Raw genomic sequence first — 19093 nt, 5'->3', positions numbered from 1 at the left:
AACAACAAGGCAATGGAAATGAAATTATACAAACATAACAACATCACGATGGTTCTCCTGGCAATGGGTCTGGCCGGCGCGGCGCAGGCCGCGACCGTGCCGGAAGGTTCTCAGCTTGCCGACAAACAGGAGCTGGTGCGCAGCAACGGCAATGAGCCTGCTTCGCTCGACCCGCATAAGGTTGAAAGCGACGTTGAGTTTAATATCATCAGCGACCTGTTCGACGGGCTGGTGGCGGTGAAACCGGACGGCAGCATTGAACCACGGCTGGCGAAATCCTGGGAAAATAAGGACAACACCGTCTGGACCTTCCATTTACGCCCGGGCATTACGTGGTCTGACGGTTCTCCCATCACCGCGCAGGATGTTGTCTGGAGCTGGCAGCGTCTGGTGACGCCGGCCACCGCGTCGCCGTATGCCAGCTATCCGGGCAATATGCATATTATGAACGCCGCCGATATCGCGTTGGGTAAAAAAACGCCCGATACGCTTGGCGTGAAAGCGATTAACGACACCACGCTGGAAGTGACGCTGACGCAGCCCACTTCCGCGTTTCTTGCCATGCTGGCTCACCCGTCCATGGTACCGCTCGATAAAGTGCTGATCGGCCGCTATGGCGATAAATGGGTGAAACCGGAACACTTTGTGGGCAGCGGCGCCTATCATTTATCCCAGTGGGTGGTGAACGAGCGAATCGTTGCCGAACGTAATCCGCGCTACTGGGATGATAAGCAGACGGTAATTAATAAGGTGACCTATCTGCCTATCCGCTCCGAAGCGGCCGACGTCAACCGCTACAAGGCGGGAGAGGTCGATATTGTGTATACGCTGCCGATCAACCAGTTCAGTCAGTTGAAAAAAACCTTAGGCAGCGAGGTGGACGTGTCGCCGCAGCTGGCAACCTATTACTACGAGTTCAATACCACCAAAGCGCCGTTTAACGATGCCCGCGTACGCCGTGCGCTGAACATGGCGCTGGATAAAGATATTATCGCCGATAAGGTCATGGGGCAGGGGCAGCGTCCGGCGTGGGTCATCAGCCAGCCGGAGATTGGCGGCGTGAAGCTGAACGGCCCGGATTACGCCTCCTGGCCGCGCGACAAGCGGATTGCTGAAGCGAAAAAACTGCTGGCGGAGGCCGGGTTTAACGACGCCCATCCGCTGTCGTTTAATTTGCTCTACAACACCTCTGAATCGCACCAGCGGGTGGCGATTGCGGCTTCTTCGATGTGGAAGAAAAATCTCGGCGTCGAAGCTAAGCTGCAAAACCAGGAGTGGAAAACCATGCTGGATGCCATGCACACCGGTAATTTCGACGTGGTGCGCTACGCGTGGATCGCCGACTACGATGATGCTTCCACTTTCCTGAACACTTTCCGCACCGGCGACAGTGAGAATACCGCGAAGTACAGCAACCCGGAATATGACGCGGTGATGCATGATGCGGCGAAAACACAGGACGTAGCCCAGCGCGCCCGCGACTACCAGAAAGCAGAAGACCTGCTGGCGCGCGATGTGCCGGCCATTCCGGTCTATCACTACGTCCGCACGCACCTGGTGAAACCGTGGGTAGGCGGATTTACCCCTGACCGCCTGGGCTACTACTACACCAAGGATATGTTTATCAAAAAACATTAAGCAGGTTGAGGGCGGTAAAAGCGTTGGAAAACTAGCCATTCTGTTGTTTTTTCAGACGAATAACAACTTTTTGGCTGTTTTTCAGGCAAACGAACGTTTTGGTGCTTTACAGGTCCGTTCGGGATGTTTATAGTGCGCCTCATTGGAAGCGTGGCCGAGCGGTTGAAGGCACCGGTCTTGAAAACCGGCGACCCGAAAGGGTTCTAGAGTTCGAATCTCTACGCTTCCGCCAAATTAAAAGAAGGGGTTACCGAAAGGTAACCCCTTTTTGCTTTGGGCTGTTGGAATATTTTTGCCATTTCCGCCCAATAAAAAGCCCGCCGAAGCGGGTTTTTTTATGCCTTTTTCTTGAGTAGCGGGGCGCTTAGCGAAGGGATGATCTTTACCTTCCTGTCGTACACAACAACCTGACTTTCGGTTTTGTGACCGGAGAACAGTCGCTTTTCCCGGCTGCTGCCAGCGTAGTCAGATATAGACTTGGCTTTTATATCGTGGAAGTTGCAGCCGAACGGCTGGCCAGCTTTCTGCTCTGCCGCTTTCTTGGCTTTATCCAATATGAACAGAGTGTTAAGTAGCTGGTTTAAAAAACGGGAGAGTATTGAAACAGATTTTAACAGATGGGTCACTTTCCACCTGTATCACTTTTGCAACTGCCTTCTGCGCTCTGCGTAACATCTTATATTAATTAAACTTATTGAATCAAAAAGCAGTGCTTGTATAATGAATTGCAATAGTCCAATTCTTAAATTTTGAATTTCATTAACAGGTATGTATGTCAAGAATAAAATTTAGAACAGATATAAATGGTCTAAGATGTTATGCAGTATTACTGGTTGTACTATTCCATTTCGGTATTCAAGGGTTTGGATCGGGTTTCATTGGAGTTGATGTATTTTTCGTAGTATCCGGCTATCTAATGTCCGCAATGATTATTCCGGGTGTTTTGAATAAAGATTTTAGACTGTTCGACTTTTACATCGCTCGAGCAGTAAGGATTATTCCGTCTATTATTTTGTTGGTCATTGTGTTTTACGCGATTAGTTTCCAATTCGCACCTCCAGATATGTTCAAAGATTTTTCAAAGTATGCGATAAAATCTTTGCTTTTTACTTCGAATATAGAATATCTGAAACTTGCCAATGGATATTTTACCGGTGATAGTCATAGTAATTTTCTGCTCCATACTTGGTCTCTCTCAGTTGAATGGCAGTTTTATTTAGTTTACCCGCTTATCATCATGTTAACGGGAAAATTGACCAGGAGTTTGAAGGCTATTTCTGTTGTTCTATCATTGATTTTAGTAATTTCGTTATTTTCCTCGATATTTTACGCCACGATTGATTCATCATTTAATTTCTACATGCTTCCAACGAGAGCGTGGGAAATGACGATTGGTGGTATCGTGTTTATTACTTCACAAAAAAACATCGACCGACTTCCGTTATTCCGCATTGCTGTTATCCTCTTGTTGATATCAGCTTGTGTAAATTATGATATCAAGTTATGGCCAGGATATGCAGCAATTCTTCCTGTCGTCGCAACGGCATTAATTTTGTTCTCGTGCAACAAAAATAGTATTCTGCTAAACAACAAAGTTGCACAACTGATTGGTTCGGCCTCATATTCAATTTATTTATGGCACTGGCCATTGTTTGTAACATTGAGCTATTTTGAATTATTGGCTGATACAAAGTGCCGCCTACTGTCAGCTTTCGCGTCTATAGTAGTTGGCATTTTGGTGTATATGCTTTTCGAAAAAAGGGCCTCAAAATGGCTCAAGAAAAGAAATAAAAAACAGATAGTTGCTAGTATTCTTATCCCGGCGCTGCTCTGTATTTCTGTATTCGATTATACTCGTAGTCATTCTGGCTTCCTGTGGCGAGGAGGAGATAAGTACCAGAAGGTTTCTGCCGAAATTGTGCTACCAAGCCCAAGTAATGGATGGTGTTTCTATGCTATCGCTAGTGATAAAAAACTAAAATTAGGTGAAAATGGTGTTACATGCCATGTAGGTAATACAGATAGTAAAAAGAATGCTGTTCTTTTTGGAGATTCATTTGCTGGACACTATATTCCTTTTTGGGATTCCGTCGGAAAGCAGGTTGGTTTAAATATTAATCCGATCACTACTAACTGGTGCAGTCCATCGGTGGGTAGAGAATTTATGGGGCCGAAAACATCTATTGCATACAAACAATGTATGTTTAACCGTGAATATTTTGCTAAAAATTTTGAAAAATATGATTATCTCATTTTTTCTGGTGCGTGGTCTTACATCGTTAGTAATGCAGAGTCCTTGAGGAATGTTGAAGCATTAATAAAAATGGCCCAGGGGACTGGTAAACGAATCATCATCATGGATGAACCCTATCAGTTTGAAGCCAATATCGGAGAATTATATAAAAAATCCATATGGGACAGGCGACAGTTTGATATTACTAAGTATTTAGTAAATGGGAAAAATGCAAAACAAAAAGAGGTTGATACTATCCTGACAGCACTCACTGCTGGAAACAAGAATACCATTTTCTTGAGTAGAAGCATGCTGTTCAGTGAAACTCAAACCAATGGATCTGGTGTCCCTTATTCGCTCGATGGTGAGCATATCAGCGTTATCGGGTCATTATCTGCGGCTGAATATTTTATCAAAGGGAATAATTTCCACCGACTCGTTAACTTCCTCCAATAATCTGACGTCCCCCCGGCTGTCGTCGGGGGTTCTGAAAAAAAAAAGGACGGCGTCACCGAGTGAATTATTCAGGTACCCACATACCATCTACTCTATTACATAAAATTAAAGCAACTGGACGTCGAAAAGGAGACGCTAACCGGATGGGTCTGGACTTACAGCTGGGTGACATTCACCGCCAAGCGCTTGAATATGGCGCCGGGGATGATTGCTCACGTTGATGTTAAAACGGGAAAGAAAATGGTAATGGATAATCCGTTGACGCCGTTTAGCCCGGTTAAAAAGGAAATAATGGCACGCTTATTATAGAGTGATTGGCACTATCCAAAAATAAACAAAAAAATGATTATCAGCGTCGGATAAAAATCCTATTGTAGCGCCACTTTGCATCCAGTCCGTCGATTGATGAGACGCTAATAACAGGAAAATTATGAAGAAGACGCTGATAACTTTAATTATTGCGAATGCGCTGACCGCCACCACCGCTTTTGCCGCAGCAGATGCGGGCACCTGGTATACCGGTGGTAAATTGGGATGGTCACACTATTTTGATACCAGCACTACGCCGCGTGCCAACGTTGGTTACGACAGCGATAATGTCGGCGGTGGTGTTTTCACCGGCTACCAGATTAATCCATGGCTGGCGGTTGAAGGCGGCTACGATTATTTAGGTAATATGCAGATCAACGGTAAAAACGGTGCCTCGGGTTCACAGATGAAGAGCCAGGGTCTGCAGCTGTCGCTGAAAGCCAGCTACGGTTTAACCGACAGCTGGGATCTGTATGGTCGCGCCGGGGCGATGGGCTATCGCGCTGAATCAGATATTCAGGGCCATAACCGCTTTGAAACCGGCGTTCGTCCGCTGGTGGCCGTGGGCACCGAGTATGCCTTTAATAAAAATTGGGCGGGCCGCCTGGAGTATCAGTGGGTCAGCAACGTGGGTAACGAAAATCAGATTGGCGTCAGCAGTGATATCAGTTCCGTTACCGCGGGTATCTCTTACCGTTTCGGCCAGCACGACGATACGCCAGCATTGGTACCGATTGCTGCGCCGGCGCCACAGCCCGCGCCACAGCGTTTTAATCTGAAATCAGACGTGATGTTTGGCTATGATTCCGCAGCACTAACCGCTGAGGGTAAAGCGGCTATCGCGCAGCTTTACCAAAGTCCGGGGATGCAGCCCGCGTCTGGCAAGGCGACCGTCGTGATTGGTTATAGCGACCGTACCGGCGCGGCGGACTATAACCAGCAGCTTTCAGCGCAGCGCGCGCAGTCGGTGGCGGACGAATTGATCGCGTTAGGTATGCCAGCGGCGAATATTCGCGCTGAAGGTCATGGGGCCAGCGACCCGGTGACCGGCTCTCAATGCGACGGCCAGTCGGGAGCGCAGTTGATTAACTGTCTGGCACCCGATCGCCACGTTATTGTTGAGATAACTGATAAGCGCTAAAGACTTCAGGAAAAAGCCTCCTCATATTGATATGAGGAGGCTTTTTTACTCGTAAATAATGGTATTAAGCGAATCGCTCAGCTTTCTTAAACCTGAAATATTCTGCTCTTCCAGATAATGATTATTAATCAGCTTGATTTTATCAAGTTTGGTGAGTGAGGCATACACCCGATGCGTTTGGCTACGGCTGTCAAATATATCGCAGATATTCACATTCTGTAAAAACTCTTGTTTCAAATAAAACGATAAGTTTTCGAGAGTCCATCTGTTGTCATAATGTAAGTAGCTAAAGCTGATTGCGTTTGTCGTTACTTCCTGTGGCGCTTTTTGAACAATCGGCACCTGCAGTAAGTCAATCTTTCGCAATAGGCTATGGCCTGATTTCTTTCGCGGGATAAGCGTGCCGGACAGTATTAGTTTATGGATTTTTCGCATTGTATTACCTGTGTTGACTCAAGATGCTATTTATTACCATTGATTCGTTATGGTTTCGATTTCTTTATTGTTTATAAAAAAATTAGCATTATGGTTTTAGGCTTATTGAGTGCGGAAATGACCGTCATCAGAAATAAAGAGAGAATGTGGGAACAGGTTCCCCTGTTTGGCTCCAGAATCATTTAACGAGAGAAAGATACGCGATTTCGCCCTGCCTGTTTGGCCTTATATAGTTCTTTATCCGCCTTTTCCGTTAACGTCTCAAGTGAGTCTCGCGTTGTCCATTGGGCGACACCGAAACTGGCGGTCAGATACGCCGAGATTGGCGACCCCTTATGCGGGAATTTGGCGGCTGAAATAGTATTGCGGATACGTTCTGCAATGTTGACCGCATCATCTAACTGATGGCAACGCGTCAGGATAACAAACTCTTCGCCGCCAAAGCGAAATGCGGTATCTGACGACTGTCGTAAAGATTGGGTAATACATTTCGCCGTATTGATTAAGCAGGCATCACCCGCAATATGACCATACAGATCGTTGTACTGTTTGAAAAAATCAATATCCATGATGATCATAAACAGCTTCTCATCGGATAAAGAGAGTCGTTTTTCGTTGTCGGCAAAATGAATGGCCAGGCTACCTTTATTAAACAGCCCCGTTAATGCATCCCGGTGTGCCAGACGTGTAAGCTTCTTAATTAATAGATTTTTCGCATACTCGCTTTTTTGGGTGCGTAGATACCATTCCAGCAGAATGTAGCGCGCGGTCATCACCACCATAAAAATAATAATGGAGCCGGAAATTTGCAGAAAATGGAATTTCTCAAATGCCGCCAGTTCGCTCAAAAACATCGAGACGGCGATGGGGACGCTGAAGAGTAACAGCAGCCTGCCGGAAATATAGAACGAGATGGTGGCCGGAAGCAGGATGATGATCAGCAGCGAAAGCGACAGCGCTGGCGTGTTGTAGTGTTTGACCATCAGGTAAAACATTCCGGCCCACAGCAGGCCCAGGATCAGCACATACAGCGGAAGTATGGCCACAATGTGCTCACGTTTAATTGCAAATCTGAGCAGCAACCCGACGATTGAGAAGAATACCGTCACCAGGCTCAGCGAGTCGAGCGCATCGTTATAGATAAAATTAGCCGCGTTGAGCATATTACCAACGAACAGCCACAGACAGAAAACGATGTTCAGCGTGAGAAACCAGATATAACCCCACGAATTGACAATATCGAGGTTTTGCTTTTTCCCAGGAAGCGTCGTCATCATTTTCCTTACTCAACCTATGCTGTGGCATTTATTTGATTGTATAAATATAAACAGATCCTGGGGCAATCGCTAACTTTTGATTTCCTTATGAATTCAATAATAAATATAAAATGACTATAAAAAAATCATCGTCATGTTAGCCTGGAGAGGGTGCCGTCAATCGTGTGCAAATAATGGGCGGCCCGTGCCGGAGTGTTATCCAGTATCGTTGATGGACGGGCCACGCTTGAATTAACCAAAGTCTGGTCTAAGCTCAGAAGAGCTTAGGGCACAGGTGCTCTTTTGTGCTGAAAAATAACGATAATTATTTTCTCTGGGTGATGGCTATGGCGCTATTTCGGCGATGGATGATATTGCTATTAATGAAATGGCTACTTCTTCTTCTTACGCTTGCGGTTACGGGCGCGCAGGCGAATGACGGACTTTTCCCTGTCCAGCAGGCGAGAAAAGTCGCCCCGGTTGCCGTAAGCCTTTCGCCGCCGGAGTCACTGCGCCCGTGCTGCGCCTTTGGTCACGATCTGCACGTCAGAGCCGTTGGCGTACCGGTGCCATTTTATCAAATTGGCAATGTGCTGACGTTAAACACGCTGGGTGAGCACCGTTACAACGACAGCGCCTTCGGGGCGGTGAAAAATCTGGTCGGGCTGAGCGATGAGCAGAATGGGCTTATCTATACCCATCGCGGTGGGTTTATTGATATTGCCCATGTGCGCGATACGGCCGATAACACCTTCTTTATTTTTAGCCAACTCTATCCCAAGCTGGGCCAGCGCTGGCGCTATTTTTATAGCGACGAACTGGGCGTGCGCCGGTTGCAGTTGAATACGTTTACCCCTCCGGCCTCGATGATCTCGCGGTATACCCTGGCGGCGTGGCTCTCCGGTCATCTGGCCTTTGAACTGGCGCAGTGGCATGAGATTGCTCAGTGGTACGGTTTTGAGTCTGTCCCCGGCTTCCCGGAGGAAATTTCGGCATTCTCGCCGGAGGACCTCTACTCCAATCTGCTGGGCGCACGGATGGCGATAACGGTGATATTACGGGGCAAGGCCCACTCCGTCGAAGCGTTCAACGCCGCCATGACCGATGAACTGCATCGCGTCCTGCTGGCGTTAGACGTGGCGACGAAAAGCGAAACGGAACAGAAATTCCGCGAACTGGATGGTAACTGGTGGAACAGCAAACGCCGGGTGCCGGATAAATTTCTGGTGCTGAAACGCAACTACAGCCTGGATAACAATCGGCTACCCACGCCGGTGCCGGATGAAAAAAACACGCCGTACCTGCTAATGATGCCGAAGGTGGTTGAGGGCTATCAGCTGTCGCGTCTGGGGGCACTGCAAATCTATCCCGGCGAAGAGATGCAGCAGCTTCCGGCCCCCGCATCCTACTACGGCCCGTCTCAGTTTCAGGGGCTTGCCGATCAGGCGCAGGCGGTGGATAAAGTGCAACGAGAGCGCATTCAGAAGTGATCGCGCGATAAACACCGCGTATTACCGTCAGAATGTGTAAATTATCTTTATTTATCAATTGGTCACATTATTCTTTCTGCAACATTGGCCGTGCCATCCGTGACAAAGGTAAGGATACAGATGAAAACCCTGTTTCGGGCTTCTGCCCTGATTTCGCTTATCGTGTCGTTTGTCGGCTATGCGGCGGCAGAAACGCCGACTGATTATTTCCAGCGTATTAGCTTTCATGCCCCCAGCACGCCTGGCTTTCGCACGGCCAGTATACTGAGCGTCGGGTTTACCGGCGCCACCGTGACCGTGAGCAGCAACCACGAGGCGCTGAATCTGAACGACGTGGCCTTCAGCTTTAATCATCGCTGGCTGGCGATCGACGCGCATCATGAAGGGCGGGTCACGCTGCGGATGATAAGGCAGCCGCTGGCGCATGAAAGGGCGGGGACGTTGACGCTGCATAACCGGAAGAGCGGCAATTCCCAGCGCTACGACTTTACGGTTGCGACCTGGCTTGTGGGCGATGGCGCGGTGGATGATAACTTTGTGCAGGCCCGTGAACGCTGCGCGCGTCAGGGAGGACGGCTGCTAACTACCCGCGAACTGAGGGGCATCTCCCGTAAATGGTTTGGCTTCAGTAAAGGTAATTTGCGTACGATGTATCCGCAGGCGACGCTGTTTCACGCGCAGGCGCGAGCCGGCGGCAGCTTCTGGGTACACGAAGCGAAAGCGTTGTATCTGCACACGGGAGTCAAAAGCCCCGAACGTGGGATTAACACGATCTGCCGCTATGAGTACGAAAATAGCGCAATATAATATCGGGGGTGTGCGTCGATTATTATTTTAACAAGGCTGGGAAATAAACGTTCCCAGGCAATAACGCAATAATTGTTAAATATCGTGGCTATGTGGCACAGATGGACAAGTTGTCAGATAAACCTCACTGTAAAATAAAGTTTTGGTAAAATGCAGTGACTTTTATGATTTTAGTTAGCTTACTTTTGCGTGTTGTGTTTTTAGCTCTGGCGGTGGTCGTTGTTGTACTGTGCCTGCATGTTGATGTGAATATAATCAAAAATGGTCTGTCCGAAGACTCATTCACTGAAATTGTTCAGGAAAGTATTCTCTTTATCATTATCATGGTGCATCTTGTCCGCGGTTGGAAAAACAGCGCAATGCGCCAGTGCAATATTTTGATCGCCGGTTTTTTCCTCGCCATGCTGATCCGTGAGCTGGATGCGGTGTTTGACCTCATCCGGCATGGGTGCTGGCTGTGGTTCGCGCTGGCGGTAAGCCTGGCCACCCTCTACTACGCATTTCGTCAGCCGCAGCGGGTGCTGGCACAGCTGGCTGAATATAGCACGACGCCGTCATATGGATTAATGATTGCCGGTCTGCTGGCGATTCTTGTCTTTTCCCGTTTGTTCGGTATGTCGATACTTTGGCAGTCTATTTTGCAGGATGGCTACGTCCGTATTGTCAAAAATATGGTGGAGGAGGGGAGCGAGCTATTCGGTTATATTATCTGTCTGATGGCCTCGGTAAATATTCTTCCTGAACGTCACAAATCCTGATGCGGAATATTTCCTTCCGCAAAAAGAACCTGTCACGAAATTAAATCAATGATGTGATTCATCTCTTTTATGCAACGGCCTCGATGACGAGGCCGTTTCGCCTTACCGACAGGCGAAAGCAGGCGGAATCAATATTTCCCTTCATTGTTAAGCACGAAGTGTTTACCTCCCCGATATTTTCCTGTTTTTCTCTTTCGCACAGTTAAAACCGCTGCCATGACCGCTGATGACGACGCTTTGTTCGTTCTGGAGCGCTCCGACGACCGCGTATGTTTTGCACCGCTTATTAATTGCAGGTAGGATGCTTCGCGGCGATTTTATCTCTACACAGAATGACGGGAAAAATCGCATTGATCGTCGTGGCTCGCGTTCCGTTCGCGACGACCTGAAATCTCCTTAAATCAGACAGGTAACAGGGATAATGGAAACACAAAACACTCAAGCCGCGGAGCAACACGCGGCGAAACGACGCTGGCTGAATGCCCACGAAGAGGGGTACCACAAAGCCATGGGAAACCGTCAGGTGCAGATGATTGCGATCGGCGGGGCCATTGGTACCGGCCTGTTTCTCGGGGCCGGCGCGCGCCTGCAAATGGCCGGCCCGGCGTTGGCGCTGGTATATCTGGTATGCGGTATTTTTTCATTCTTTATTCTTCGCGCCCTCGGTGAACTGGTCCTGCACCGGCCTTCCAGCGGTAGCTTCGTCTCCTATGCTCGTGAATTCCTCGGCGAAAAAGCCGCCTACGTGGCGGGCTGGATGTATTTCGTCAACTGGGCGATGACCGGTATCGTTGATATCACCGCCGTCGCGCTCTATATGCACTATTGGGGCGCATTTGGCGACGTTCCGCAGTGGGTCTTCGCGCTTGGCGCGCTGGCGGTGGTGGGCACCATGAACATGATAGGCGTTAAGTGGTTCGCCGAGATGGAGTTCTGGTTTGCGCTCATCAAAGTGCTGGCCATCGTTGTCTTCCTCGTGGTGGGGACCGTCTATCTGGGCAGCGGCAAACCGCTCGACGGCAACGCGACCGGTTTCCATCTGATTACCGATAACGGTGGTTTCTTCCCGCATGGTCTGTTGCCCGCGCTGGTTTTGGTACAGGGCGTGGTTTTTGCCTTTGCCTCCATTGAACTGGTGGGCACCGCAGCCGGTGAATGTAAAGACCCGCAGACCATGGTGCCGCGCGCCATCAACAGCGTGATCTGGCGTATCGGCCTGTTCTACGTCGGCTCGGTGGTGCTGCTGGTCCTGTTGTTGCCGTGGAACGCTTACCAGGCTGGGCAAAGCCCATTCGTCACCTTCTTCTCGAAGCTGGGCGTGCCGTACATCGGCAGCATTATGAATATCGTGGTGCTGACCGCTGCGCTCTCCAGCCTCAACTCTGGTCTGTACTGCACCGGGCGTATTCTGCGTTCGATGGCGATGGGTGGATCGGCACCGAAGTTTATGAGCAAAATGAGCCGTCAGCACGTGCCGTATGCCGGGATTATGGCCACGCTGGTGGTTTACGTGGTGGGCGTATTCCTCAACTACCTGGTGCCGTCTCAGGTGTTTGAAATCGTTCTGAACTTCGCGTCGCTGGGGATTATAGCTTCGTGGGCCTTTATCATGGTCTGCCAGCTGCGCCTGCGTAAGGCGATTAAAGAGGGCAAAGCCGCCGACGTGAGCTTTAAGCTGCCGGGGGCGCCGTTCACCTCGTGGTTAACGCTGCTGTTCCTGCTGAGCGTGCTGGTGCTGATGGCGTTTGACTACCCGAACGGCACCTACACTATCGCCGCGCTGCCGCTGATTGCCATTCTGCTGGTCGCCGGTTGGTTTGGCGTTCGCAAGCGGGTGGCGGAAATTCACAGCACCGCGCCGTAATCTCTCCTGAAGGCCTGATAGTGAACCTATCAGGCCTGCTTTTCTTAGAACATGCGGAAGCGGTACTCAATAATCGCTTCCGACGACAGCGTCTGCGTTCGCGTATAGCGGCCGTTAGTGAGCACCGGCGTTTTACCGCTGGTTTTATACGACCAGCCGGGGCCAAACATCAGCCAGACCGTTAAATTCTTCATCGGCGGCGCGGAAGGCGTCCAGCGGGTGAAGGCGCTAATTTCGCCGGTACGCACGTGGTTATCTTTATAATTAAACTGCGCGATATTTCCCGCCAGCCCGACAGCCAAATCCGGCGTCAGTTTGTAGTCGGAAATATTCGCCAGTACCAGTTCCCCATCGCGCATATAGTCGTCGCCCGCATAGGCCATTGAGATAAATGTGCCGCGTGAGTTTTTACTCATATGGCGAGGGTAGAAGCCGACTTCATTCTCTTTTTTGGCACTGGTATAGCCCACACCCCATTTTGTACTCCAGCGTTCGTCCTGCCAACTGACGTCGATGGCAAAATGCCACGCGTTATGATCGAAATCGCGTTTGCTGGCGGGCATGGCCAGATAGTTATCCAGCGCTTCGGTTGCGTAGATTTGCGTACCGATACTCAAACGCTCAACGGGCCGCAGCTGGGTAAACAGCAGATGACGCCGCAGATAATTTTCGCTCTCGCCGTAGCCATATTGCGCGCTGAACGTCTGGCTATTCCACAACAGTTCACCACTCGCCAGGTGGTTGATTTTCTCTCCGGTATTAGTCTGCAGCTGTTTTTTATCCGGCGAGTTACGGTCCATTGAATTCTCGATATAGGCGCCGCGTAGCGTCAAATGCTCACCGCTGATGCCGCCGCTAATCCCCGAATAGGTGGTGGGCGAGAGGCGATTGGAGGTGGAGATTACGCCGTAATTTTTCAGTACCTGCCAGCCCCAGCGGGCGTTCAGCTGGGTATCCGCAACGTTATATTTCAGCTTAATATTACGTTGGCCGAATTTAGAATATCCCTCGGCGTTGCTTTTTTTATTACCTTCGCCGTTGTTATAAAGGACGCCGCGGGAGTTGAAATAATCACTGGCACCTAATTTCACCGCGCCATAATAAACGGTATCAACGCCAATAAAATCGGCAAAATAGCCCGATTGATAATCCACCGCCACGCCCTGGCCCCAGGCGTTATGCACGTGTGTGGGGTTCGCATTCTCTTCTTTCAGATATTTCCAGTAGTTCTTTAATGACAGGGTCATCGAAGAATCACGGAAGAAAGAATTATCCAGATACGCGTATTCATTTTGACTTTCTGCTGCCAATACTGACGTGGCATAGCCTTGCATCAGCATGAGCCATGCTGTTGCTAATGTTGTTATTTTCATGTGTGATCCCAGAATAGACCCGTGGGGGCAAGAATCCCCACGGTATTATCAATATAGGTATTATTTTTGAGTATTCAGACGCTGTTTACCGGTCTCGACGTATTGCAATGTGCCAATTTCCGGTACGCTGTAGTGGCCGTTTTTATAGATAATTTTGACCACGGCGGCGTTAGCCAGCGGCTTATTTTTGTCTGGTGAATCGGTGAGATCGGAAATCATAATTTGCATCGATGTACCCGACGAAATGGCCAGCACGGTTTTATCGCCGTTCGCCTGTGCCTGCTTGACGATAGTGGCCAGCGCTGCCTGGGTGCGGGCTTTTACCTGCGCATAGTTTTCCGCCAGCCCTTTCGGGTCGGCTTTCGCCAGCGCGTCCTGCGAATCCTTCACGGGCAGGGTTCCCGCCTTCATCGCCTGGAACAGCGCGGCGCTATCGGCCATCCCTAGCGCATGCGCGCCGGCTTCCGCCATATCTTTATTGAAGCCGCCCTCAAAGCCGCCAAAGAACGCTTCACGCAGGCCGGGAAGCTCATTGAGGTGGTAGTTTGCGACACCCATTTGCTTGAGAATGACCGCCATGGTTTCGCGCTGGCGTCCCGCATCGCTGGAGTAATAGCGGTCAAATGCAATCCCTTTTAACCCTTCGCCAAGATAACGGGCGACCCGGATACCCTCTTCGGTCAGCGGCGTATCGGCCCAGCCCTGAACGCGGTCGAAGGTATTAAACAGCGTTTTACCATGACGAGCAAAATAGAGGGTGACGGTATCATCGTGGGCAGAAGGCGCGATATCTGCCGCAGAACAGGTCGCCGCGCTGGCAAGCGCCATTAAAGCAATTAGCCATTTTTTCATGGGGTATCCTTTTTATATTTTTAATAAAACAAAAAACCCGCGCCCCTTCTCAATCATCAAAATAGCATGCTTGAGAAATGACGCAGGTTTTGCCTGTTGCAAACAGTAACAATCCAGTTTTGCCGGACAATAGCACCATCAATTTTAAATAACAGTAATTATTTTATCCTGGGCTTATATTTGTGATCGCCTTCAAGTCTTCTTTCCTGGTAATTTAGCACGGTGATTTTTTCTCTGTTTAACTAAAGAATAGTTTATTAACGAAATTAAAATAGGGCGGATGCCGACGCCATCAGGAAGGTTTTTTTGATGCTGGTCACAGAAAAAGAATAGCCCGTCTGGACCTTGTGCGGCTTAGACGGTATTTTCTCAACCATCTCAGGATTGTTACTGAAATAAGGCAAAACCTAAGACACGTGTTGCTCTGCATGGGCGGCGGGTGTCTTAGGTTTTTTTTTTTTGCTTGTAATAAAGCACCAGTTCCCCTTATCCGAGGAGTCACGATGAATTTACTAAAAATAATTGCACCGTTGTTCGCTATATGCGCTTTTTCAGTTCAGGCCGGAACGGCACCGCTGAAAATATTGGTCGTCAACGATGATGGCTGTGAATCGCCGGGCAGTACATCGCTTCAGGATAAACTTAAGGCGAAAGGGTATGATGTCTGGATGGTGGCTCCGGCCACGAATCAAAGCGGTATTGGCTCGGCGATTACGTTCAACACGGGAAAAATCTTTGATGTGAAAAAGGTGGCCGAGCAACGTTATTGCTTCCCGGGCACGCCAGCGGACTCGGTCGATTTTGGTCTCAATGGTCTGCTGAAAGAGGCCGCGCCTGATCTGGTGATTTCCGGCGTCAACGACGGCCCGAATACCGGCATGGCACAGGTGAATTCCGGGACCGTCAGCGCCGCTGCTCGCGCGGTTCGCTACGGCGTCCCGGCGATTGCCGCGAGCATTGGTTATCGATTTACCGACGAGGAGATGAAAAACAAATGGCCAAGTACGCATAAATACTGGCCTGACTCCGTTGATTATGTCGTTGGCGTGGTGGATAAATTGAATGCCCAGCGCGTGAAAGGGCAGCCGCTATTACCTGCTGGCACCGGTTTAAGTATTAACTATCCGGCGCTGGCATCTGCGGAGATCAAAGGCGTGCGCTATGTTGATAATCAGCGTTTCCCGGTCCCCCAAATTGGCTACGATATTCTGCCCGACGGTACGGCGAAACAGACGATGAATCCACAGTCGTTAAAACCGGTGCTCGACGACAGTGATTCTGGTTGGCTGAATAAAGGCTATATCACCTACACGATTTTCGACGGTTCATGGAATGCGCCGCAGTATGAAGCCCAATATAAGGCATTACTGAAGCCCTGAACGTCATCTCTGACAAGCTAAAGAACACGTGCCGGGTATTCCCGGCCGTGCACAGCGTGGAATGTAAATAAAATGCGTTGTATTTGTAAGTTATTTGTCGTAACCCACTGTCTGTCCTGAAAATTATTCAACCTAAACCGTTTAAGACCCCTGTGGATATTCTGGTACTCTTTTTGTGGGATAAGGTCTTTGCAATCCCACAACAACCTTCATCATTACAGCGATTACAACAATAATTTCGTGTTGTCACAGGTGGTCATTAAATGAAGTATGCCTCTATTCCTTTTAATCAGAATAAAACCGGCTGGCCGGTTCATGAAAATGAACGGCGTCAGTTCCCGGTACTCAGTGGGCAACATAAAGCGCATTGGGTGGTCGTGGGTGCCGGGTTTAGCGGGGTGGCATTTGCCCAGCGCCTGGCCGAGCGGCATCCAGACAGCCACATCGTCTTAATTGACGCTGAATCTGCGATGGAAAGCGCCTCCGCACGGAACTCCGGTTTTATTATTGGTCTACCGCATAACATCGGTTCATCGACCTCCGAGCTGAAAAAGGCCGAACACTATCGGCAACTCCTTCAGCAGGGGATTCGTGAGCTACAGTCGCGTATTCAGCAGACGGGTATTGAGTGTGACTGGCACCAGGCGGGCAAGTATCACTGCCAGATTGCCGCCACCGATGGCCACATTTTGCAGGAATATGTGGAAAGCCTGAAACAGATGGATGCGGCCTATGACTTAAAGGACCACGCAGCGTTAAGCGATGAGCTGGGAACGCGGCTTTACCATGCGGGGATCTACACGCCAGACAGTATTCTGGTGAACCCCGCCGCGCTCATTGCCGGGTTGGTGCGCCATCTGCCGGCCAACGTCACGGTTTATAACCACTCTCCGGTGGTGGCGATCGATTATTCTGGTCGCCACCCTCGGGTGCTGACGGTGCAGGGTTGCGTCGACGCCGAGCGGGTTATGCTGGCGACCAACGCGCTCTCCAGCGCGCTTTCTCCCGCGCTGAACCGTCAGGCGCCGATGGCCACCTTCGCCAGCATCACCGAACCGCTGAATGCAGAACAACAGCAGCGCATTTCCAGCACGCCGGGCTGGGGGCTGACACCCGTGAACGCCATTGCGGGCGCGACGTTGCGTTATACTCACGACCGCCGTTTCCTGATTCGCCAGCATGTTGAACCCGCGCTGAAAGGGATCGTCACCGCGCGGCAGACCTGGAACGCCGCTCAGCGACATGCGGCGTTTTTTGCTAAAGCCTATCCGCAGCTAAGCGACGTCAAGATTGAACACACCTGGTCTGGAACCATCAGCGTAACCCGCAACGGCGCACCGGTATGGGGGCAGGTTGGCCCTGCGGTCTGGGCGGTAGGCGGCTGTAATGGCGCCGGGATCTCTAAACAGACTATCGCTGGACGTTTGCTGGCAGATTATGTGCTGGGCGAAGATAACCCGCTGATTGCCTCGATGCAGGCGTTGGGACAGGCGAACTGGATGCCGCCGTCGCCGTTCCTTGATGTCGGCATCGCGGCCAGCTTGATGAAAGAACGCTATCTTGGCAGACACGAAATCTAGCCAAACGTTGGCCATTAAAAGCTCATTGCCAGCCCCACGCCGTAGCCGCTGGTGCCGTTGCCAAACATATAGCGCGCCACCAGCCGCGTACGGGTGATAAAGACCGGGTACTTGCTGCTGTCCATTTCAATGCCCAGCCCTACCGAGCTCAGGCTATCGAAGCCGAGCTTACCGCGCTGCTCGCCGAGGTACTCGGTGTGCGCGCCCTCCAGCACGTAGCGTACCGGGCTTTTTAGCAGCGTCCAGTCGAACAATGGCGCACGACGGCGCAGATAAAGCCCGAGGTTTTGCGCCGTGGCGCTTCCCTCCACGGCACGAGAGGTGCTGCCAAAGGTTTGCAGATTCATACCTGTGTAGCGTAGCTCGACATCGATGTCCTGCGCAGGGGAGATAAGCTCATAGTCGAGCATCAATGAACCGCCCAGCCCGTAGGCATTGAGCCGGCCGCCGTCGAGGAAATCGTAATCGGCGTTTTTGTGCCGCTCCAGCGCCCAGGCACCCACGCGCAGATCGCTGGCCATGGTGCCGAGCATGACGTTAGCGATGGGACGCAGCGCCAGATTGCCGCCCCAGCGGTCGCGGTGCAGGTTAAAATCCCAACCGATACCGCCCGTAGTGGTCAGGCTGTTCCATTTGGTAGGAATACGTCGACTCTGGTCGCCGTCGCTGATAACAAACTGCGGATCATAACGGCTGTAGCCCATTGCGCCCTCCAGGTACAACGGAAAGGACTCCCCCATGGTTGCGCCGCCGCCAAACTGGGTAATGGAGAGCTCGGTTTTATCATCGGAACCGGAGCCAATATTGAGATCGCTGGCGGTGATATCCGGTACGATCATAAAGCTCATTAAGGTCAGCACCGCGTCGGCGCGCTGCTTGATCCGCTGGCCCTCCGCCGCCACGGCATACGGGCTGAATGCCAGCGAGGTTAGCAGGAGTAGGGTGATGCCGGGATATGCTGCAATCATGGTGCGAGCAGCCTCAACCAGAGACGGTAGATTAACTATAGAGCAGGATTTCTTCCTCAGCGCAGCGGCGAAGCAGACAAAACCTTACACTCACGCCCTTGCGGATCATTGAGTATTGTTTATGATTCGTCGGTCCTGATTGATTCGGTGAATAATGCATAATCGTCCGCTGGTAGCTAAATGGCTGTTGATGATGACCTGTCTGGCGATGGCTATCTGCCTGGTCCAACGGGCTGTTTATCTGCACCATTTTCTTGAGCAGGCCAGCAACCCGGTTCAGGTTTTCTCCAGCCCGGCGACGCCGGAAGCGGAGCTCGGCCCGTCGCCGTGTCAGCTGAGCGCCAGCTCGCTGCTGTGCGCCCAGCCGATGTTCTTTGACGGCGCGCTGCCCGCCGTTATTCTCTTCCTGGCCCTGATGCCGCTGTTTGTCGAAGTGCGCGCGTTTGTCTTTCGCGACGTGCCCCGACGGCCGCCAACCTTACGAATACACCTCAAAAACTGCGTTTTCCGTGAATAAAACATCGCCGTCTTAGCGATTTAATTTTTTATTTACG

15 protein-coding genes, 1 tRNA gene and 1 pseudogene are annotated in these 19093 nt (G+C 50.6%); 11 read left to right on the top strand and 6 right to left on the bottom strand.

Going from position 1 to position 19093, the window contains the following annotated elements:
- Nucleotides 1-18 precede the first annotated feature (18 nt).
- Together ABTW00_RS15000 and ABTW00_RS14995 are read left to right on the top strand one after the other, a co-directional pair.
- Nucleotides 19-1638 carry an ABC transporter substrate-binding protein gene (locus ABTW00_RS15000; RefSeq protein WP_433636214.1) on the top strand — a complete coding sequence of 540 codons (1620 nt, stop codon included), beginning with the start codon at nucleotides 19-21 and terminating at the stop codon, nucleotides 1636-1638.
- A 144-nt stretch (nucleotides 1639-1782) separates the two neighbouring features.
- Nucleotides 1783-1870, top strand: a tRNA-Ser gene (locus ABTW00_RS14995).
- 103 nt (nucleotides 1871-1973) lie between these two features.
- Here ABTW00_RS14995 and ABTW00_RS14990 read toward each other — a convergent pair.
- Nucleotides 1974-2183: pseudogene (locus ABTW00_RS14990) on the bottom strand (integrase); the annotation flags it as partial.
- A gap of 227 nt (nucleotides 2184-2410) precedes the next feature.
- Between ABTW00_RS14990 and ABTW00_RS14985 the strand changes: the two are divergent.
- Both ABTW00_RS14985 and ompA read left to right on the top strand, forming a co-directional pair.
- The gene (locus ABTW00_RS14985; RefSeq protein WP_433636213.1) at nucleotides 2411-4327 is read left to right on the top strand and encodes an acyltransferase family protein; all 1917 of its coding nucleotides are present in this window, start codon (nucleotides 2411-2413) and stop codon (nucleotides 4325-4327) included.
- 430 nt (nucleotides 4328-4757) lie between these two features.
- Nucleotides 4758-5777 carry a porin OmpA gene (gene ompA, locus ABTW00_RS14980; protein WP_433636212.1) on the top strand — a complete coding sequence of 340 codons (1020 nt, stop codon included), beginning with the start codon at nucleotides 4758-4760 and terminating at the stop codon, nucleotides 5775-5777.
- A 45-nt stretch (nucleotides 5778-5822) separates the two neighbouring features.
- Here the strand turns inward: ompA and ABTW00_RS14975 are convergent, their stop codons facing one another.
- Nucleotides 5823-6212 carry a hypothetical protein gene (locus ABTW00_RS14975; protein ID WP_065356195.1) on the bottom strand — a complete coding sequence of 130 codons (390 nt, stop codon included), beginning with the start codon at nucleotides 6210-6212 and terminating at the stop codon, nucleotides 5823-5825.
- Between the two features lie 182 nt (nucleotides 6213-6394).
- The gene (locus ABTW00_RS14970; RefSeq protein ID WP_433636210.1) at nucleotides 6395-7486 is read right to left on the bottom strand and encodes a GGDEF domain-containing protein; all 1092 of its coding nucleotides are present in this window, start codon (nucleotides 7484-7486) and stop codon (nucleotides 6395-6397) included.
- Nucleotides 7487-7851: 365 nt separating this feature from the next.
- Here ABTW00_RS14970 and ABTW00_RS14965 point away from each other — a divergent pair, with 365 nt between their 5' ends.
- The 4 genes from ABTW00_RS14965 to ansP all read left to right on the top strand — a co-directional run bounded on the left by ABTW00_RS14965 (nucleotide 7852) and on the right by ansP (nucleotide 12387).
- Nucleotides 7852-8958 carry a DUF4056 domain-containing protein gene (locus ABTW00_RS14965; RefSeq protein ID WP_433636208.1) on the top strand — a complete coding sequence of 369 codons (1107 nt, stop codon included), beginning with the start codon at nucleotides 7852-7854 and terminating at the stop codon, nucleotides 8956-8958.
- A 120-nt stretch (nucleotides 8959-9078) separates the two neighbouring features.
- Nucleotides 9079-9765: a hypothetical protein gene (locus ABTW00_RS14960; protein ID WP_433636207.1), complete on the top strand. Its 687-nt coding sequence runs from the start codon at nucleotides 9079-9081 to the stop codon at nucleotides 9763-9765.
- Nucleotides 9766-9929: 164 nt separating this feature from the next.
- The gene (locus ABTW00_RS14955) at nucleotides 9930-10523 is read left to right on the top strand and encodes a transporter (protein ID WP_433636205.1); all 594 of its coding nucleotides are present in this window, start codon (nucleotides 9930-9932) and stop codon (nucleotides 10521-10523) included.
- Nucleotides 10524-10944: 421 nt separating this feature from the next.
- On the top strand, nucleotides 10945-12387 hold the full coding sequence (gene ansP, locus ABTW00_RS14950) for an L-asparagine permease (RefSeq protein ID WP_065356199.1): 1443 nt from the start codon (nucleotides 10945-10947) through the stop codon (nucleotides 12385-12387).
- Between the two features lie 44 nt (nucleotides 12388-12431).
- Here ansP and ABTW00_RS14945 read toward each other — a convergent pair whose 3' ends face one another.
- Together ABTW00_RS14945 and ABTW00_RS14940 are read right to left on the bottom strand one after the other, a co-directional pair.
- A complete protein-coding gene (locus ABTW00_RS14945) occupies nucleotides 12432-13760 on the bottom strand; it encodes an OprD family outer membrane porin (RefSeq protein WP_433636204.1) in 1329 nt (442 codons plus the stop codon).
- Between the two features lie 60 nt (nucleotides 13761-13820).
- The gene (locus ABTW00_RS14940) at nucleotides 13821-14612 is read right to left on the bottom strand and encodes a histidine phosphatase family protein (RefSeq protein ID WP_065356201.1); all 792 of its coding nucleotides are present in this window, start codon (nucleotides 14610-14612) and stop codon (nucleotides 13821-13823) included.
- Between the two features lie 503 nt (nucleotides 14613-15115).
- Between ABTW00_RS14940 and surE the strand changes: the two genes are divergently transcribed.
- Together surE and ABTW00_RS14930 are read left to right on the top strand one after the other, a co-directional pair.
- On the top strand, nucleotides 15116-15991 hold the full coding sequence (surE, locus tag ABTW00_RS14935; protein WP_064548911.1) for a 5'/3'-nucleotidase SurE: 876 nt from the start codon (nucleotides 15116-15118) through the stop codon (nucleotides 15989-15991).
- 263 nt (nucleotides 15992-16254) lie between these two features.
- Nucleotides 16255-17571: an NAD(P)/FAD-dependent oxidoreductase gene (locus ABTW00_RS14930; protein WP_433636202.1), complete on the top strand. Its 1317-nt coding sequence runs from the start codon at nucleotides 16255-16257 to the stop codon at nucleotides 17569-17571.
- Nucleotides 17572-17585: 14 nt separating this feature from the next.
- On the opposite strand, the gene ABTW00_RS14925 is transcribed toward ABTW00_RS14930, so the two are convergent.
- Nucleotides 17586-18539 (bottom strand): hypothetical protein, encoded by a 954-nt coding sequence (locus ABTW00_RS14925; RefSeq protein ID WP_433636201.1) that lies wholly within the window; start codon nucleotides 18537-18539, stop codon nucleotides 17586-17588.
- 154 nt (nucleotides 18540-18693) lie between these two features.
- On the opposite strand from ABTW00_RS14925, the gene ABTW00_RS14920 reads away from it, so the two are divergent.
- Nucleotides 18694-19056 carry a hypothetical protein gene (locus tag ABTW00_RS14920; RefSeq protein WP_064548917.1) on the top strand — a complete coding sequence of 121 codons (363 nt, stop codon included), beginning with the start codon at nucleotides 18694-18696 and terminating at the stop codon, nucleotides 19054-19056.
- Nucleotides 19057-19093 lie beyond the last annotated feature (37 nt).

The sequence above is a fragment of the Kluyvera georgiana genome, from assembly GCF_050990895.1.
GTDB lineage: Bacteria > Pseudomonadota > Gammaproteobacteria > Enterobacterales > Enterobacteriaceae > Kluyvera > Kluyvera georgiana.
This window is presented reverse-complemented; position numbering and strand designations above follow the sequence as displayed.

Excerpts from the sequence above, each read along its gene's own strand:
- ABTW00_RS14985 (WP_433636213.1), top strand. The coding sequence starts at position 2,411 with ATGTCAAGAATAAAATTTAGAACAGATATAAATGGTCTAAGATGTTAT.
- ABTW00_RS14975 (WP_065356195.1), bottom strand. The coding sequence starts at position 6,212 with ATGCGAAAAATCCATAAACTAATACTGTCCGGCACGCTTATCCCGCGA.
- ABTW00_RS14920 (WP_064548917.1), top strand. The coding sequence starts at position 18,694 with ATGCATAATCGTCCGCTGGTAGCTAAATGGCTGTTGATGATGACCTGT.
- surE (WP_064548911.1), top strand. The coding sequence starts at position 15,116 with ATGAATTTACTAAAAATAATTGCACCGTTGTTCGCTATATGCGCTTTT.
- ABTW00_RS15000 (WP_433636214.1), top strand. The coding sequence starts at position 19 with ATGAAATTATACAAACATAACAACATCACGATGGTTCTCCTGGCAATG.
- ABTW00_RS14965 (WP_433636208.1), top strand. The coding sequence starts at position 7,852 with ATGAAATGGCTACTTCTTCTTCTTACGCTTGCGGTTACGGGCGCGCAG.
- ABTW00_RS14945 (WP_433636204.1), bottom strand. The coding sequence starts at position 13,760 with ATGAAAATAACAACATTAGCAACAGCATGGCTCATGCTGATGCAAGGC.
- ansP (WP_065356199.1), top strand. The coding sequence starts at position 10,945 with ATGGAAACACAAAACACTCAAGCCGCGGAGCAACACGCGGCGAAACGA.
- ABTW00_RS14955 (WP_433636205.1), top strand. The coding sequence starts at position 9,930 with ATGATTTTAGTTAGCTTACTTTTGCGTGTTGTGTTTTTAGCTCTGGCG.
- ABTW00_RS14960 (WP_433636207.1), top strand. The coding sequence starts at position 9,079 with ATGAAAACCCTGTTTCGGGCTTCTGCCCTGATTTCGCTTATCGTGTCG.
- ABTW00_RS14930 (WP_433636202.1), top strand. The coding sequence starts at position 16,255 with ATGAAGTATGCCTCTATTCCTTTTAATCAGAATAAAACCGGCTGGCCG.
- ABTW00_RS14970 (WP_433636210.1), bottom strand. The coding sequence starts at position 7,486 with ATGACGACGCTTCCTGGGAAAAAGCAAAACCTCGATATTGTCAATTCG.
- ompA (WP_433636212.1), top strand. The coding sequence starts at position 4,758 with ATGAAGAAGACGCTGATAACTTTAATTATTGCGAATGCGCTGACCGCC.
- ABTW00_RS14940 (WP_065356201.1), bottom strand. The coding sequence starts at position 14,612 with ATGAAAAAATGGCTAATTGCTTTAATGGCGCTTGCCAGCGCGGCGACC.
- ABTW00_RS14925 (WP_433636201.1), bottom strand. The coding sequence starts at position 18,539 with ATGATTGCAGCATATCCCGGCATCACCCTACTCCTGCTAACCTCGCTG.